Origin of the sequence: Spirosoma arboris (genome assembly GCF_009754945.1) — a bacterium.
GTDB classification, from domain to species: domain Bacteria; phylum Bacteroidota; class Bacteroidia; order Cytophagales; family Spirosomataceae; genus Spirosoma; species Spirosoma arboris.
This window is the reverse complement of sequence record NZ_WPIN01000003.1, coordinates 576344-594110: the sequence shown is the minus strand read 5'-3', so window position 1 is coordinate 594110 and position 17767 is coordinate 576344. Positions and strand designations below refer to the sequence as shown.

Annotated in this window: 14 protein-coding genes; 12 read left to right on the top strand and 2 right to left on the bottom strand. The window is 47.1% G+C overall.

The window, feature by feature from the left end:
- Positions 1-61: 61 nt before the first annotated feature.
- From GO755_RS10265 to GO755_RS10250, 4 genes are all read left to right on the top strand, one after another.
- Positions 62-1834, top strand: coding sequence for an ABC transporter ATP-binding protein (locus tag GO755_RS10265; protein ID WP_157584647.1), 1773 nt, complete (start codon positions 62-64; stop codon positions 1832-1834).
- A 57-nt stretch (positions 1835-1891) separates the two neighbouring features.
- A complete protein-coding gene (locus tag GO755_RS10260; protein WP_157584646.1) occupies positions 1892-3301 on the top strand; it encodes a PQQ-dependent sugar dehydrogenase in 1410 nt (469 codons plus the stop codon).
- Between the two features lie 15 nt (positions 3302-3316).
- Complete coding sequence (locus GO755_RS10255; protein ID WP_157584645.1) at positions 3317-3700, top strand: helix-turn-helix domain-containing protein; 384 nt, start codon at positions 3317-3319, stop codon at positions 3698-3700.
- 149 nt (positions 3701-3849) lie between these two features.
- Positions 3850-4233 carry a VOC family protein gene (locus GO755_RS10250; RefSeq protein ID WP_157584644.1) on the top strand — a complete coding sequence of 128 codons (384 nt, stop codon included), beginning with the start codon at positions 3850-3852 and terminating at the stop codon, positions 4231-4233.
- Positions 4234-4279: 46 nt separating this feature from the next.
- On the opposite strand, the gene GO755_RS10245 is transcribed toward GO755_RS10250, so the two are convergent.
- Positions 4280-5770, bottom strand: a complete 1491-nt coding sequence (locus GO755_RS10245; RefSeq protein ID WP_198174799.1) for a DUF952 domain-containing protein — start codon at positions 5768-5770, stop codon at positions 4280-4282.
- Between the two features lie 309 nt (positions 5771-6079).
- Between GO755_RS10245 and GO755_RS10240 the strand changes: the two genes are divergently transcribed.
- The 4 genes from GO755_RS10240 to GO755_RS10225 all read left to right on the top strand — a co-directional run bounded on the left by GO755_RS10240 (position 6080) and on the right by GO755_RS10225 (position 11988).
- Positions 6080-8635 (top strand): DUF7133 domain-containing protein, encoded by a 2556-nt coding sequence (locus GO755_RS10240; RefSeq protein WP_157584642.1) that lies wholly within the window; start codon positions 6080-6082, stop codon positions 8633-8635.
- Between the two features lie 53 nt (positions 8636-8688).
- Entirely contained in the window at positions 8689-9747 is a 1059-nt protein-coding gene (locus tag GO755_RS10235) for a sugar phosphate isomerase/epimerase family protein (protein ID WP_157584641.1), read from the top strand.
- Positions 9748-9756: 9 nt separating this feature from the next.
- On the top strand, positions 9757-10542 hold the full coding sequence (locus GO755_RS10230; RefSeq protein WP_157584640.1) for an SDR family NAD(P)-dependent oxidoreductase: 786 nt from the start codon (positions 9757-9759) through the stop codon (positions 10540-10542).
- Positions 10543-10653: 111 nt separating this feature from the next.
- The gene (locus GO755_RS10225; protein ID WP_157584639.1) at positions 10654-11988 is read left to right on the top strand and encodes an MFS transporter; all 1335 of its coding nucleotides are present in this window, start codon (positions 10654-10656) and stop codon (positions 11986-11988) included.
- Positions 11989-11992: 4 nt separating this feature from the next.
- Here GO755_RS10225 and GO755_RS10220 read toward each other — a convergent pair whose 3' ends face one another.
- Positions 11993-12946, bottom strand: a complete 954-nt coding sequence (locus GO755_RS10220) for a hypothetical protein (protein WP_157584638.1) — start codon at positions 12944-12946, stop codon at positions 11993-11995.
- A 469-nt stretch (positions 12947-13415) separates the two neighbouring features.
- On the opposite strand from GO755_RS10220, the gene GO755_RS10215 reads away from it, so the two are divergent.
- The 4 genes from GO755_RS10215 (at position 13416) to GO755_RS10200 (ending at position 17701) form a co-directional block, all read left to right on the top strand.
- Positions 13416-14357, top strand: coding sequence for a hypothetical protein (locus GO755_RS10215; protein ID WP_157584637.1), 942 nt, complete (start codon positions 13416-13418; stop codon positions 14355-14357).
- Between the two features lie 12 nt (positions 14358-14369).
- Positions 14370-14801 carry a GPW/gp25 family protein gene (locus tag GO755_RS10210; RefSeq protein ID WP_157584636.1) on the top strand — a complete coding sequence of 144 codons (432 nt, stop codon included), beginning with the start codon at positions 14370-14372 and terminating at the stop codon, positions 14799-14801.
- Positions 14802-14884: 83 nt separating this feature from the next.
- Positions 14885-16750: a type VI secretion system baseplate subunit TssF gene (locus GO755_RS10205; protein WP_157584635.1), complete on the top strand. Its 1866-nt coding sequence runs from the start codon at positions 14885-14887 to the stop codon at positions 16748-16750.
- 15 nt (positions 16751-16765) lie between these two features.
- Positions 16766-17701: a hypothetical protein gene (locus GO755_RS10200; protein WP_157584634.1), complete on the top strand. Its 936-nt coding sequence runs from the start codon at positions 16766-16768 to the stop codon at positions 17699-17701.
- Positions 17702-17767 lie beyond the last annotated feature (66 nt).

Here is a 17767-nt window from a genome sequence, read left to right as displayed (position 1 = left end):
AGGCAGTCCGGTAGTTGGTACACCCGGTTCATCAACGTCTTGCTCTACCACCAACTCATTTATGCAATTACTCTACAGTTATTTACGGCGTTACTGGGGCCTGTTGGCACTCGCGCTGATACTCGCAGCGATCAACCAGATTTTCTCGCTGCTTGATCCGTATATCTTCCGAAAAATCATTGACCAGTACGTTGTTAAGCCCGGAGGCACCTTGCGGCCATTAGGGTTCTGGGGCTTTCTGAAAAACGGCGCTGGCCTCCTGATCTTACAGGCCCTTGGCGTGGCTATGGTGAGCCGTATCGCCAAGAATTTTCAGGATTATTACGTCAACGTGATTACCCAACGACTGGGGGCACGGCTCTATACGGATGGCCTTCGCCATTCGCTCGAACTACCGTATCAGGTCTTTGAAGATCAGCGATCGGGGGAGACACTGGGTAAGTTGCAAAAGGTACGCTCCGACGTTGAGAAACTGATTCAATCGTTTGTGAATGTGCTCTTTACGTCGGTTGTGGGCATCGTCTTTGTGATGTGGTATGCCGCTACGGTCTACTGGCCCATTGCTCCGGCTTATTTCCTGACCATTCCGTTACTGGGATTTGTGAGCTCGCTGCTGAGCAAAAAAATCAAGACCGTACAGAAAACGATTGTCGCCGAAACCACCGCGCTGGCTGGTTCGACGACTGAGAGTCTGCGCAATATCGAACTGGTGAAAAGTCTCGGTTTAGCTCAACAGGAAACGGAACGGCTGAATGCTACGACTGAAAAAATCCTGAAGCTCGAACTCAAAAAAGTACGCTACATTCGGTCGCTGTCCTTCATTCAGGGAACGTTCGTGAATTTACTTCGTAATGCCATCATGCTGCTCATGTTGTTTTTAGTTGTGCAGGAGCGCATTACGGTGGGTGAATTTTTCTCCCTGTTCATTTACTCGTTCGCCATTTTCGGACCGTTGCAGGAACTTGGCAACATCATCAATGTATATCGCGAAACGGAAGCGTCGCTGGCTAATTTTCAGCAGATCCTGGATACACCCCGCGATATACAACCAGCCCACCCGCAGCCCGTCGAGTCGCTCAAAACGCTGTCCTTTGAGAATGTTCATTTCAAACACCTCACCGCCGATAAACCAGCTCTCGATGGTATTTCCTTCGACGCGCAGGTGGGCGAGACAGTTGCATTTGTAGGGCCGAGTGGTTCTGGAAAAACGACACTTGTGAAGTTGTTGGTTGGACTGTATAAGCCGTTGAGCGGTCAGATTTTGTACAATGATATTCCCGGCTCTGAGGTAAATCTGGATGAGTTGCGCGAACAAATCGGCTTTGTGACGCAGGATACGCAGCTTTTTGCTGGAACCATTCGTGAGAACTTACGCTTCGTGGCACCCAATGCGACCGATGCTGAATGCCTGACGGCCTTGCACCAGGCAGCCGCTGATTCGTTGTTGGCCCGTGCTCCTCAGGGACTCGATACAGTCATTGGCGAAGGTGGGGTGAAGGTCTCCGGTGGAGAAAAGCAACGACTCAGTATTGCTCGTGCGCTGCTTCGCAAGCCAGCTTTGCTGGTATTCGATGAAGCGACATCGGCGCTGGACTCCCTTACCGAAGAAGAAATTGGCCGGACTGTTCGTGACTTGTCGGGCTCGCGCCGACACATTACGATCCTGATCGCTCACCGCTTGAGTACCATTCTGCATGCCGACCGAATTTTTGTACTGGAGCAGGGGTATGTTGTTGAGCAAGGTCGCCATAGCGAGTTGTTAGCGCAAAAAGGCCTGTATTACGCCATGTGGCGGCAGCAAATTGGGGAGCGTAAAGAGCTGGTGGCCGTTTAAAGGACTAGTAAAAAATCGGCATATTAGGCTTCAAATTACAAACAACCTTTCCTACCTATGTTACGCTATACCATCGGTGCAGCTTTTGTTGCTGTGTTTTTGCTCAGTAGCTTTTTTACTGAGACGAAGCCAGTGTCAAAAGTGGCAAAAACTGCCAGAGAGAACTATCAAACGTATTGCTCCTCTTGCCATGGCGAAAAAGTCGAAGCTTTTGTTGACCGTAAATGGAAGCATGGAAATGCCAAAAATGACCTGATCACAAGCATTTCGGGAGGTTATCCCGATTTGGGCATGCCAACCTGGAAAGCAACTCTGAGCGCCACCGAAATCGACCAACTGGCCGACCTGATACTGGAAAGCCTGAAAAATGTTGATCAGTATAAATTTTCCAGCAAACCTACATCGAATGTCTTTTCATCTGAAGGTCAGATAGTTAAGTTAGATACAGTGGCTACTGGCCTTGGTTCGCCCTGGGGATTAGCGTTTCTGCCCAACAACGAACTGTTGATTACAGATCGCTCCGGGGACATCTACCGAGTTGACAAAAATCGACAAAAGGTGAAAGTTTCGGGTGGACCGACCGTATTGGCCGAAGGTCAGGGTGGTTTACTGGACGTTGTTTTGCATCCTGATTTTGCGAAGAATCAATTCGTTTATTTTTCGTATTCAGCCGTGAAGAACGAGGGCGACCAAAAACTTTCGACGACGGCGATTATGCGGGCCAAATTAGCTGGCAATACGCTGACTGATCAGAAGGTTATTTTTGAAGCACTTCCTTATTCCAAAACTCGCCACCACTATGGTTCCCGAATGGCATTCGATAAAAAAGGGTATTTGTTTGTTTCTGTTGGCGAGCGAGGAAATGAAAAAGAGAACCCGCAGTCCATTGCGAATGATTTGGGGAAAATTCACCGCTTATACGATGATGGCCGAATTCCGGAAGACAATCCATTTGTGAAAGATAAAAGCGCCCACGCGTCTATTTATTCTTACGGTCACCGGAATCCGCAGGGGATGCTTCTGAATCAGGCAACGGGCGAAATCTGGACGACGGAGCACGGCCCACGCGGTGGCGATGAGTTGAACATCATCAAAAAAGGAGCGAATTATGGTTGGCCGGTCATCTGCTACGGCATTAATTATGATGGCAAACCCATCACAAATCTATCGGCCAAAGAAGGGATGGAGCAGCCGCTTACCTATTGGCTTCCCTCCATTGCGCCCTCGGGCATGACCTTCGTTGAAAGTGCAAAATATCCCGGCTGGAAAGGGAATTTGTTAATTGGCTCCTTGCGCTTTCAATACCTGAACCGTTGCGTAATGAGTGGCAACAAAGTGGTAAAACAGGAAAACCTGTTGAAAAACATCGGCCGCCTTCGTAATATTAAACAGTCTCCCGATGGGTACCTGTATGTATCCGTCGAAGATCCCGGTTATGTATTCCGACTGATGCCAGTGGCGCAGTAAATTAGCCTTTTACTCATGACTTTCTATCATCAGCAGGTACTAAAAATCAGAGATGAACTCTATCCAAATGAGCATTTATGTAATCAGATAATTCAGGCAAAACGGTTCATGGACGGTCAGTTAGAACGCAACATAAATTTGACTGTTATTGCCCAGGAAGCGTCATTTTCAAAATTCCATTTCATCCGACTCTTCAAAAGGATGTACGGAAAAACGCCCTACCAATACCTAATGATGGTTCGGATTGAAGAAGCGAAACGACTTTTACTGACTGGTAAAACAGTGCAGGAGGTTTGTTTTTCGGTAGGTTTTGATAGTACAAGCTCCTTTACGGGGCTTTTCAAAAAGATAACTGGCTCAACACCTACCGCCTTTAAAAGTCGACAGTCAAAGTGGTAGGCAGTTGACCAAAGCTCAGGACTTTGCAGTTGGACGGGTTTACTGATATGGGGAAAATAGCAATTTTCGAGAAGTGGTTTCTGTAGCCATTACTGACCTTTGCTGAGATCGTAAGCATGGCCAAATCGCTTACTAGAAATCAAAGAAACATGAAAATTAAAGTAACGAGTTTACTGGTAAATGATCAGGAAAAAGCCCTGAAGTTTTATACAGAAATATTAGGCTTTGTCAAGAAAACGGAGGTGCCACTAGGCGATCATAAATGGCTAACCGTTGTCTCAAATGAAGAAAGAGACGGCGTTGAATTGCTCCTCGAACCAATGGCATTTCCACCCGCTAGCGTATACCAAAAAGCCTTATACGACGCCGGAATTCCGCTGACTGCTTTCAACGTAGATGATGTTCATAAAGAATATGAACGACTAGAAAAGCTAGGGGTCGTATTTAGTATGAAACCGACCATAATGGGTCCTGTAACGATTGCCGTATTTGATGATACATGCGGCAACAACATTCAAATCGTTCAGATGTAAGATTGCCTCTTACCCATCTAAAAACGATTCCTTTTGCGCTTTAAAATTAGTTTCTAGTTCTTTTGGGCTCTTTATAGATTTCCCAAGAGCAACTTTCCAGAAACATCCGGCCTGCTAGTGTTTTGGTCGCTGATCCTTCTGAAACCGAAAGCGTAGCTTCTCCGCCAACAGTACCCCAGACCTGGCTTGGGTTAGTGGACGGAAAACAAACCAACGTTTTAGCCGTAGAAGGGTCCATTTTAAGTCGAAATGTGAGGTTCTCGTGATGAAAGGAAATCTCGCCCCCTGTCAACAATTTGGCATGGTCGGGGCTTGAGTACATTCGATTTGTCAGCGTATAGTTTTTACCAATCAGTTGAAAGCCGGAGCGTATAATCTGATCGCCCTGTTGCAGGTAAATGTAGCTGCCGGGGCTGCCGAAAATATTCCAGCCATCACCCGCAAAATGGTACCAGGTCCAGCTTCCTCCCTGACGCTCTGGCGAGTCGTTCAGCCTGCCTTGTTCGTGGTAAGCCTGCCCTGTAAAGTTAGCCTGATAGTCGTCCCATGAAAGCGAACCTGTAACGGTGCTATTGGGAATCTGAGAAACATAGCTAAAACTTGGTGAACCTAAAGGAGCACCGCTCATCACAGTCCGCAGCGGGCCCGGCATTAATCCCGAAGGAAAGGCAGCAAAGGGAAGTTGAGTTGGGTTAATCGTAAACTCGCCTTTGACTTCCGGAAAATTTACCTGAATCGAGAACTGATTGTTCTCGCTGCCTTCTATAGCCCGAATGACCAGATGGGAAGGAATTTCCAGATGGCTGGCAGAGCTTTTAACATCGGATTGAGGAACGATGGTTGTGAATCGTTTCACGGTACCCTGTTTGGGTTTAAGGGCCATTGTAAATACTGATTTTTTATCACTGGCCAATCCGGGTTTTTCCCACCAATGTTGAGGAATAAAGGCCAGCACCACTGAACTGCCATCTTCAAGGAAAAAATCGAAATACCACCACTGAAGCTGGACTTTAGAACGCTGGAAGTTCTTGACCTGTAGCTTATGAAACCGATCGGTGTTTTGCCATTCCTGGTAGCGAAGGAATTTACTAACAAGTCCTTTGGATAGTAAATGGGAAGTCATTCGCTTCAGAAAGGGATCTTTGGGGAGGGCGAAATGGCCATCTTTCTGAGGCAGAAAAGGGTAAACTTTCTTCACCAATACTCGAGACAAATCTCCATAGTAATGCGGGACAGAGACTTCACTACCGGATACTTGTTCCCACTTTAAGCGCGGATCGGCAGCCGATATGTTGAGTTTTACCAACAGCAAATCGCTCTGACCCTGATATAAAGTTTGGGCCGTAGAAATCACCTGCTCGGGCGTTATAAGTGAAATGAAGCCTTCCTTGGAAAAGAAGGGAGGGTGAAAGCTGACCTTCGTGGATTGTGCCAGCCAATCTGCCTTCTTGACCAGATAAAAAAGGGTTTCCGAAGCTATGGCCACCTTGATCGACAAGACATTCAGGAGCACTAAAACGAAGACACGGATACTCATACGTCGTTGACTCATAGGCTCATGCCGAATGCAAGAAAGAAATTTAGTTGAGCAGGAACGAAAAAAGGCAGTAGTTTAACTATTACTGACTATACATGACTATTAATGACCAAGTACTTAAAACTACGGTCAAAATCTCGATATAGTTTTAGTCAATTTTAAAGTTTCCAGAAGTCGCCATAAACAACACGGCTTAACAAGCACTCTTAAAGAGATTAAGTTTTGCTAAAGCGGCTAATATCAGAGCCCGAACGCAAGTAGTATCTTATCAATAATGCTTTATCATCTTATAATGCCAATTTATGCCTCATGGTTAAGCCCGTTTATTCTATTAGCTTGATTTGTGCTGGCCTTGTGTGTCTGCTCAGCTTTAAAACGAATCTAAGAACGACGCTGGCAGAAGGCCCTTCGCCAGTAAAAACACCAGCCGAAGAACAAGCCACGTTTCAGCTCGAACCGGGCCTGGCTATTCAGCTTGTTGCCTCTGAACCAATGATTCAGGACCCGGTTGTCATCAACTTTGATGAAGATGGCCGACTTTGGGTGATCGAGATGCGAGGATTTATGCCTGATGTTAACGGTGACGGTGAAGATAAGCGCGTTGGCCGCCTATCGGTACTTGAAGACACGAATGGCGATGGCCAGATGGATGTCAGCAAAGTTTATCTCGACAGTCTGGTGATGCCAAGAGCAATGGCCTTCGTTCCTGGTGGTGTATTGATCGCTGAAAATGGCGCTTTATGGATGACCAAAGATCTGAATGGTGATCTGAAGGCAGATACGAAAACCGTTGTTGATGCAACCTACGCTTCTAGCGGACTGCCCGAACACGCGCCAAATGGGCTTTGGCGGGGCCTGGACAACTGGTATTATAACGCCAAATCGCGTCTTCGATATCGACTAACCAACGGCAAATGGGAGCGTGATAGCACCGAGTTTCGTGGTCAATGGGGCATTAGTTATGATGACAAAGGTCGCCTGTATTACAATTACAACTGGTCGCAGTTGCACGCCGATCTGGTCGCGCCAAACTATTTATCCCGAAATAAAAATCACAAGCCAACCACCGGTATCGACTATGGTCTGACTATTGATCGGCGGGTTTACCCAATCCGGCCTAATCCGGCAGTGAATCGAGGCTATATACCCGGAACTCTGGATAAAGAAGGTCACTTACTTGAATTCACCGCTGCCTGTTCTCCATTGGCCTATCGGGGAACCGCACTGCCTGCGGCCTATTATGGCAACGCGTTTGTCTGCGAACCTGCCGGGAATCTCATTAAGCGCAATGTGGTAGAAGAGAAAGGCCTGCTGATTACGGCGCATGATCCACACCCTGGCACAGAATTCCTGGCCTCGACAGATGAGCGATTCCGACCAGTTCATATGGCCACAGGTCCTGATGGTGCATTGTATATCGCCGATATGTATCGTGGCCTTATCCAGCACAAGGCTTATGTGACACCTTATTTGAAGGAACAGACGTTGTCCCGCGAACTTGATAAACCTGTCAACCGGGGCCGTATCTGGCGCATTGTTCCCCAGAACTGGAAGGCGCAAAAAACGAAGAAATTGTCGAGCGCGTCGTCAGATGAACTCGTTGCTGAATTGTCAAACCCAGATGGTTGGCATCGTGATGTGGCGCAGCACTTATTAATTGATCGAAATGACAAGCGAGTTGGTCCAGCTTTAACAACATTGGCTACCAAAGGCGAACAGCCCCTCGGTCGATTCCACGCTTTGTGGACGCTGGATGGGTTGAAGCTTAGTAACCCTACTCTGTTATCTGGATTGGTTGCCGACCCGAACGCCCTTGTTAGTTCAACGGCCCTTCGGCTGTTGGAGCCGTTTGCGAAAGCAGATAAAGCTGTTCGGGCAAAACTGGGTGAACAGCTGTTGGCCCGATGGGAACAAGCTCCAATTGAGCAAATTTTACAGATGACCTTTACGGCTGGCGTACTTGATCAGCCTGTGGCTCAGCAATTACTGGCCAATATTGTCGGACGTTATGGCGAATCTGCCCTGATTCGCGATGCGGCTATGAGTAGCCTTCAAAATCAGGAGTTTGCCTTTTTACAACGGTTATTAAAATCACCCCAATGGCAAACGCAGGAACCGGCAAAAGAAATTTTCGTAGAGATGCTGACGACGGCCATTGTTCGGAAGCGAAACCCTGCTGAGTTAACAACGCTGTTGGCGCTTTTAGATGCCAAGAAAGAGCCGTTGGGCTGGCAGGAAAAAGCCATACTGACCAGCATGTCGATTGCCGGTAGCAGCAAAATAAAGCCAATAAAACTCACCGCAGCGCCGAGCCTGTTAGCTAAATCCAGTCACAAAATCGACCCGTCTCGTCTGGCATCACTGGAAACGATGTTTGAATGGCCCGGCCACGTTGCCGCAAAAAGCAATACCGCAAAAAAGAGCCTGCTGAACGACGAAGAGCAAAAGCTATTTGCGTCGGGACGACAACTTTACCTCAATACTTGTTCGGGCTGTCACGGCACTGACGGCGCAGGACTACCCCGCTTCGGTCCGCCCCTGATTGGTTCGGATTGGGTGCTGGGCGATGAAAAACGATTAGCGCTTGTCTTGCTGCATGGAATGGAAGGACCTGTAGAAATAAATAAACGGGTTTACGATGCACCAGATATTCTTCCGGTTATGCCTGCTCATTCGACTATGGACGATCAGTCGATCACGTCTATTCTGATGTACATCCGCAACGAATGGGGGAATAATGCAGGCCCGATTGGCAAAAGGACAGTTGGCATGACTCGTATTCTGGGACAAGGGCGCGTTGTGCCCTGGACGGCCAAAGAATTGAATAAATATATTCTGGAGACACAAGCCGCCAGTGCGAAATAAAAGACATCAGGACAACCAATACCTACCCTAAACAATCCTTGACCTTTACCCAAATGGATAGACGAGATTTTTTGCAGCGTGCTACGGCAGGGGCTATGGCTGTGTCTTTTCCTGCTGTTCCCGATTGGTTCGCCGATAAACGAATGGGCATTGTTGTCCATTCGTATTGGAGTCGCTGGAATTCAAAAGTGGAAAGTCAGAAGTATCCAAGCTTCACAAATGCTATTCAACTGCTTGATCATTGCCATCAACTCGGTGCGGGTGGTGTGCAGGTCATCGTTAACGGCTGGTCGTCCGACTTTGCCAAAAAGGTGCGCGATGAGCGGGAGAAGTATGGGCTTTATCTGGAAGGCTCAATTGGTTTACCCAAAAAAGCAGATGAAGTTGCAAAATTTGAACAGGATGTAATTAATGCACGGGAAGCCGGAGCGCAGGTGTTACGAACCGTCTGCTCAACGGGCCGACGTTACGAAACGTACCATTCTCCCGCAGCTTTCGAGGAATTGAAGAAAAACGCGTTGACCATGCTACAATTGTCCGAGCCTGTTCTTCGCAAGCACAAAGTCAAATTGGGCGTCGAAAACCACAAAGATTGGCGTGCCCCAGACTTGGTGAATCTCCTGAAACAAGTCAACAGTGAATGGATCGGCGTAACCCTCGATTTTGGTAATAGCATGGCCTTGCTGGAAGATCCAATGGAAGTCGTAGAAACCTTATCGCCGTATGTATTTAGTACGCACGTGAAAGATATGGCGGTTGAAGAGTATCCCGATGGATTTCTATTGTCGGAAGTGCCTATGGGAAAAGGCATTCTCGATCTGCAAAAAATGGTTGATCTCTGTCGAAAACATAATCCATCCGGTACGTTTAGTCTGGAAATGATTACGCGTGATCCACTGGAAATTCCCTGTTTGACGAATGCCTATTGGGAAACAATGGCTTCGGTGCCGGGTTCTGATCTGGCCCGAATGCTCCGAACGGTCAGACAACACAAATATGCTGGTGGCCTGCCTCGCGTAGCAAAATTGAGTAATGATGAAAAACTGGCACTCGAAGAAGAAAACATTGTAGCCTGCATCAACTACAGCAAAGACAAATTGGGAATGAAATAAAGAAGTCTTATGAGTAAAGAAATACTACCTGGAGTCAGTCAATTTAATTTAAGTGGAAGAACGGCCATCATCACGGGTGGCTCTAAAGGCCTTGGCCTGGCTATGGCTGCTGGCCTGGCTTCGGCAGGAGCCAACATCATGCTGGTCAATCGCAATGCCGAAGAAGGTGTAAGCGCAGCAAAGGAACTGAGTCAGGATTTCGGCATTACAGCCATTTCGTTCAGCGCCGACATCGCAAGCCCCGAACAAACGGAAGCGATGGCCCAAAAGGCAATCGACACGTTTGGCCAGATCGATATTCTTATCAATAGTGCCGGGATTAACATTCGGGGCGCTATTGACGAACTGACACCGGACGATTTTAATAAGGTAATGGAGGTGAACGTAACAGGCACCTGGCTCTGCTGTAGAGCTGTAATCCCATTCATGAAAAAAGCTGGTCGGGGTAGTATCATTAACCTGGCCAGTACACTCGGTTTGGTCGGTTTGTCCAATCGAACGCCCTATACATCCAGCAAAGGGGCGGTTGTTCAGATGACCCGCGCTCTGGCGTTGGAAATGGCTCCGTTTAATATCAATGTCAATGCCATTTGCCCCGGCCCTTTTCTAACCGAAATGAATCTGCCCATCGCCGATACCGAAGAAGGTAAAAAATTTGTGGTAGGGGCCACTGCTTTAGGGCGTTGGGGCCATTTGCGAGAGATTCAGGGAGCTGCCATTTTCCTGGCCAGCGATGCCGGAACCTTCATGGTCGGTTCGATGCTCACCGTTGACGGTGGCTGGACAGCCAGATAAAGTATTGTTCCAGGTTTCATGTTTCAAGTTACTGGCAGGAAGTATTATGCGTCAGCCAACTTGAAACTTGAAACCTGAAACCTGAAACAAAAAAATCTCCTAATCTAAAAAATGGAACAGTTAAGCGGCAAACTTAAACCAACTCGAGTACGATACGGGATGCTGGCACTCGTATTCGTTAACGTAGCGATTAGTTACCTGGACCGCACCAATATTGGAGTTGCTGCATCAGCCCTTGGCAAGGACCTTCACTTGTCAAAAATTGAGCTAGGCTATATTCTATCAGCTTTTGGATGGGCTTATGCGGCTTTGCAGATTCCGGGTGGATTGATTGCCGATCGGTTTGGGCCTCGTATTTTATATGCTTTCTGTTTGATTACCTGGTCAATTGTAACACTAGCCCATGTGCTTGTTCGGGGCATTGCCAGTCTGTTCTTCCTCCGGCTGGCCACGGGTACACTGGAAGCTCCCTCGTATCCAATCAATAATCGCGTGGTAACTCAATGGTTCCCGAACAACGAGCGAGCGTCGGCCATTGCCATGTATGTGTCTGGGCAGTTTATTGGACTGGCTTTTCTGAGCCCAGTTTTGGCAATGGTTCAGGTGTATGCAGGTTGGAGAGGTTTGTTTATTGGGACGGGTCTGGTTGGTCTGGTTTGGGGAATTGTCTGGTACCTATTCTATCGTGACCCCCTCGATAGTACAAATGTCAATAAAGCCGAGCTGGATTATATTGAAGAAGGAGGAGGTTTGTTCAGAGCTAAAGATCAAACCAAGGGTCAAGCCAATATCTGGCAATGGTCCAATATAAAACTGATTTTTTCGAGCCGGACGTTATGGGGTGTTTATATCGGGCAGTTTTGTGTCAACGCTACACTCTGGTTTTTTCTGACCTGGTTTCCAACCTATTTGGTGGAATATCGGCATTTAAGCTTTATCAAATCGGGCTATCTGGCATCAATACCGTTTCTGGCGGCATGTGCAGGTTTATTACTATCGGGTTTCCTATCCGATTGGTTGATCAGCCAGGGAAAATCGGTGAGTCTGGCCCGTAAGGCACCAATTATTATTGGGTTTATTTTATCGTTAAGCATTGTTGGCGCTAATTACACGGATAATAATACATTGGTCATCTTTTTCCTGTCATTCGCTTTTTTTGGGATCGGTATGGCCCTGATTTCCTGGATATTTGTATCAGTTCTCTCTCCTAAACATCTGATTGGCCTAACGAGTGGTGTATTCAATTTTATGGGCAACCTGGCTTCTATTGTTGTGCCAATTGGGATTGGTTATCTGATACAAGGCGGGAGTTTTAAGCCAGCACTAGTCTTCATTGGTACAATCGAATTTATTGGCGCCTGTTCGTATATTTTCCTCGTCGGTAAAATTGAGCGAATAGCTACCCCTGCTCAGGCCGATATAAGCGAAGGAAAGCTGGTGTCTTAAAAAATTACCTCTTTACGGGATTTTGCCGGACAAAAAAAGAGCGAATTAATATCAACGAGATTCCCCAGAAGAATAGGGGTACGAAAATATGCATATAGTCTGGCGAAAAATCTACAGACATAAAATCATTTGCCGACTCATCGTAAAACGCTTTTAACGAGTCATTGGGCTTAAGATGGTCATAATCATCTTCACTAATAGGAATAACCCGCTCCTGTCGCTGGTAGCGAACCGTGGCGTCGTAATCATACCATTTCCAGCTTGAGCTTGTATTTCGTCCTTTCGATCGGCGCGCGGTGTCTAGTACCTTAACCGTAACTTCTTGCCCAGCAGTCTTTACGTGCTGATAATACTGGAAGTATTTCCAGGTATCATACGTAAAGAAAACCGCTGCGATCAATAACTCTACAACAAGAATAAATCGAGCTATATCCTGTAGGAATGTTAGCGGAATAAGGGTCACGATAACTCCCGAAATCATAAAAAAAGAAGCTGTCGTAAGAACAAAGCACAGGAGTAACAGCTTATGTTCATTCGTAAAATCACGGATACTCGTCCACTCAACTAAACGCGATTTTCGCTCGGCCTTATCAAAACGAACTTCGCTTCTTGGTTGCCGGAACGCATCATAAACCGGATGATACAATAACTTAACCCGGTCGCCGGAGCCAACATAACCTGAATCCATTACAAAGCGCGTTGTGTAGGTTTTACCCTGATACGGAAACGTAAGATAGGTACTGTTACCAAGTATGTCCCGCCAGGACCGTTGCTTCTGATTGGCCTGATCAACCGTAACCGAGAGGAGTTTACCTTCTCGGATAAATTGGCTCTGTAGGAGCGAATCTTGATAAAGCCCCCAGAATGCCCAGGTCGTGATGACCAGAATGATAGCTACGATCGATGAAATTACGAAATTATATAGGCGACCTAGCGACGAAAGAAGTTCTTTGAACATGACTAAATGGTGTGATTAGAGCAAATAGCGCTGAGCTACTAAAGATAATTAAATGAGGAGGCCGATTGATAGGTGAGTATGCAAACGGTAACCAAAGCATACGATTAAACTATTATTATACATGTTAAGGATATTAATAAAATTATAAATATATATACCTATAGTATTCGGTATACTGAGAAATAAAAGCTGTTTTTACGGCTGTAAATCACTAATTTGTTTTTTTATTTGAAACTGATCCAGAAGGGCAACTACTATGTCGGTTATCCATCTGTATACCCACCGCCAAAATCTGCTTCTAAACGGTTAAAAACCGGACTTATGCTTGTTGAGAAGCGTAGTTATACGCTATGAAGCCGTTTGATTAACGATTTACTTTGTCTTTTTCTACTTCCTGTGAACAGTTAGTTGCCAGATTTTAGGCGCGGCTAATTGTGTGTTGATGTATCCTGGATTAATAATAAATCAAATGACTACTCATCGCTACTTCACTCTCTTTTTTTTGCTGGTTGCGAGTTTTGCGACAGCACAAGCTCAGCCCACAATTGCACTGAATACAATAAAACGGTCTGATGATCCAGTAACGACTGAAAATGCTCCGCGTATGCCGAAAGCGGCTATTGAATCGCCCTTCTATGTTAAGATTTACGGCTTCTATGGTTTGCTCACGCCAGGGTCGCAGGTTTCGACCAGCTACACGAGTTTACCGATTACCGGGATGCCTACCAATACAGCTACGTCCTACAAAAATAATTCGACAGGATTAGGCGCAGGACCACGGGCGGGTATTGGTATTGGCTTAATCGTCAGTGACTTTATTAATTTGGGGATTGATGCCGATATGCTCTTTGGCTCAGCATTAACAACTAGTGATAACTATAACGCGTCTAACTACACGTCCACTTCCTCGTCCAGTACAAACTTTAAAGTACTGTCTATCATACCGAATATTACATTTAAGGCGCTGTCACGTCCTAGTTATTATATATATAACCGACTGGGTTTGGTAGGTGGAATAGTGATGGATTATCAGGTCAATTCAACTAGCCTCTATGCACCAACTTCTGGAGCCAGTACTGCATCGGTTTATCAAAATGATTACCGAAAAAATTCACTGGCAATTGGCTATCAGGCTGCACTGGGTATTCAATTTCGCCTGAGCCAGAGCTTACGTGGTTTTGCTGAGGTCATTGCCTACAACCAGTCATTCCAACCCAAGGAAAATCTGTATAAATCAACCAATACGAAAACGGGCACGGCTCCTTCTGTCTACAGCTATATTACCCAATATAGTAGTCAGGGAACCTCAACCACAACTAAACAGGATGGACTAGACGTCTATCAATCACCTAGTTACAATGTGGTTATGAATAGCATAGGTTTAAGTGTTGGATTAATGTTCCGGTTCTAACCCGCGTTTGGTATGCCACAGCCTTATTATGCCTTGCCGTTACGTTTAGACGAGGTGTTGCAGCACAAATCGCACCCAACCTGCTCACTACCGCAGTCGATCGCTCAAAACCTGTATCTGATGTTAACGACGCACTTCAACGAATCCCGGTTTGATGAATCGTTTGGGTGCAGTTTGTGGGATGAGGATTTCTCAAACCTAGCGAACAGCCGTTGGAAAGAAGACATTCGCCAATCTATTGAAGCATCGATTGCTGAACATGAAAAGCGATTGACACAAGTGCGGGTTCGCGTCGATCTAACGGATCAGGAAATACAGCTTGATCGAACAAATCGCCGGGTAAAACGACGGCTCAGTGTTTGGATTGATGGAGTATTGGCGCGGACCAACGAACAATTTTCGTTTCAGCGCAGCCTGTTTTTGGCTCCTCTCTCTACCGAATAATGTTTCAGGTTTCATGGTTAATGCTTCAGGTTCCGCCTGCAAAACGTTAACCATGAAACCTTGAATCTGAAACAATTAACCAGATGGCCGTTACTGATCTTGTTTCTGAAGGCTTTACTCGTGAGCGGGTAAAAGCCCGGATGCTACGCCGGGCTGCCGACTTGTGGGGCTACGCCGAGACAGACCTCGATAGCTTCGATCCGCTTGTGGCATTGCTTATTGAAGCCTGTGCTGTTGAGTTTGAGCGGGTGTCAGTTGCTATTGGAAATACCCAAACCCGATTGCTCGACCGGTTGGCGCAGGTGTTGCATCCGGAGCCTGATGTAGCCCGCCCTGCTTTCGGCATTGCTCAGGTGCGATCGGTGGAGTCGAAATCTACGCTCTCTGCCACTACGCAATTGTGTTTGAAACGGGCTGGAGCTACGCGTACCGACTCGACAAATGCACTGGAAGCTTTTTTCTCTCCCGTTGATGCTTATCCGGTTATCGACGGAGCGATCCGCTACATCGCTACAACCGAAATGCTGTACCGGATAGATGAGCCCACACAGAAAACGCCCATTGCTCAGCGGCAAGGCCCGCCGGCCGTATTGCCTTACCAGTCTTTATGGCTAGGGTTGGATCTGGACGAGGGCGTTACATCGCTGGAAGGACTATCTTTCTTTTTCGATTGGGCGTCCGAAACCGACCGGACTGTCTATCAGTCATCCCCCGCTACTAGCTCGTGGTGGTTAGGCGGTCAGGAGCTACGCGTTCGGATGGGTTTACCTGAAAAAAGTAGCGCTAAAACGTCGAACACACGTTTAGAAAGTGAATTCGATGTTATGGGCAAGGTAGAAAAGCAGGCCGTGTCGGTTTATGAACGCCATTTTGTGACTATTGAGGGAGCCCCCGTTTTTAAATCATCCGGTTTGCAGCGACAGGCTTATCCAAGCCAGGTTGGCCAATGGTTTGCCGAGCGTGAGTTGCGTGCAGTTCGGGAGTCGCTTTGGTGGGTCGAGTTACGGTTGCCCCATACTGTTAGTGCGCAAGCTTTGGCGGGCGTGATTGTCGGGCTAAACTGCTGTCCGGTTGTTAACCGACGGCTTCATCGGATCACCTATCGACTTCAACAAAATCTAAATATCATTCCACTCGAAACGGACCGATGTTTTTTGGCGATGCGCGACGTTCGAACAAATCAGAACCGCCAGCTGACTGCTATTCCCCTCGGAGATCTGTCGGATTTAGCCGCTGATACGTATACGGTACAATATGGAGTCAACCGATTCGATGATCGGGACGCCCGACAGGCATTGACCAATTTGCAGGATTTACTTCGTGATGAAAGTGCATCATTTGCTGCATTGGGTGAAGATTTTCTGACGTCAGTGATTCGGGAACTGAATCAGGCATTGGCTCGACTCGAAGCGAAGGTCGACCAGAAAACAAGCAAACGCGACTCGATTCCCTATCTGATTATCAAACCTAAACAACCGGGCGAAACCGTATTCATCGAGTATTGGACTTGCGATGGAGAAGCCGCCAACCGGTTGCCAGTCGGGAGTCGGCTTAGTCCCTATTCGGATAATACGCTTCGCAAAGATTCTGGTTTTCTAATGACCAGCACCACTGGTGGACGAGAACGCCTGAGGGAATCAGAGAAGATTGCGCAGTATAAAAAGGCTTTGCTAACTCGAAACCGTGTTGTGACGCTGGAGGATGTACGAGTTGTGTGTCAGGCCGAGTTGGGGCATCATCTGCAGGCTGTGCGTGTTGAGCGAGCTTTTCGTGTAGATCCATTGCCTACCAATGGTTTTCAGCGCTGCATTCGGGTGAGCCTGGAACCCTCAACAAGGAGTACGTATTCGGCTGCCGATTGGCTGCAACAGGCTAAACTAATACAGACTAGTCTGGAAACGCAATCAGTGTCGGCCTTGCCCTATGAAGTTATTGTCGTACCCAATTAAGGAAGACCTAGTTGAATGGAGCCATTAGCCGACTATGCCGAACGTTTGAATCACTTGCCGACTGACCTGCGGGCCGAGACTGTGCTGGCTGATATGCTCGAAAACGGTATTTCATTCGACGATCTCATCATAAATCCAGTTGGCGCATTCAAACGGGCAGCTGGTCGCGATATTGATCGGACTGAGTGGATAGAGACACAGTATAAATCACAACGCTGGTTACAGATAGAGTTGAATCGTAGTGGTCTGTATGATCTGTTGCCAGAGGGCGTCTTTCATCAGCCAACGTCGCATGACGCATCTGCCTCGAAAGAAGCCATACTGCGCGAAATGAGTGTGCAGCGCAAGCGAGAGCAGGCAGCCCGGCGTTTTTTTCTGCCTATTGAACAGGAGTTTTTTCGCCAGCGCGTTCGAATCGAGCAGGAACAACAAACGTTCTTATCGGATAGCGGCCCGTTGCTGGCCGATGATCCCCTGGCCTGGTTCTGGAATTTACCCGATTTTCTGACGCCTGCTCAGACAAAACGCCTGCTGTACCTATTGCCCCTGATGCACAAAATGTCGGGCGATATGGCCGCCATGACGAATTGTTTCGACCAACTGATTGACGAGCGAGTGAGTTTACAACTCGATGCGCCGGGCATGACATTGGTTCAGGCGAATACACCCGCCCTGGGGCAGTGGGAATTAGGCAGTAATTCGGTGTTCGATGGCTGGTTGCCTAACGAGGAGCCATTGCTTCGCATAACGGTGCATATCGATCGTAGCGAACGGGTCGCCGATTACATGCCTGGAAGTAACGGGATTCGACTTATCGAATGGCTGATTGGCTATTTAGTACCCTTAGACACTGACGTTCAGATTGATCTGGACACGTCGGGACTTAACGATGCTTTTTTATTTACCAACGAAGACTCGTTGGGTCGATTAAATTTTACAACATACGTTTAAGATGTATGATATAAGATATATGATGTATTTTATTGTGACTGACTTTTTGAATACATCATACATCCT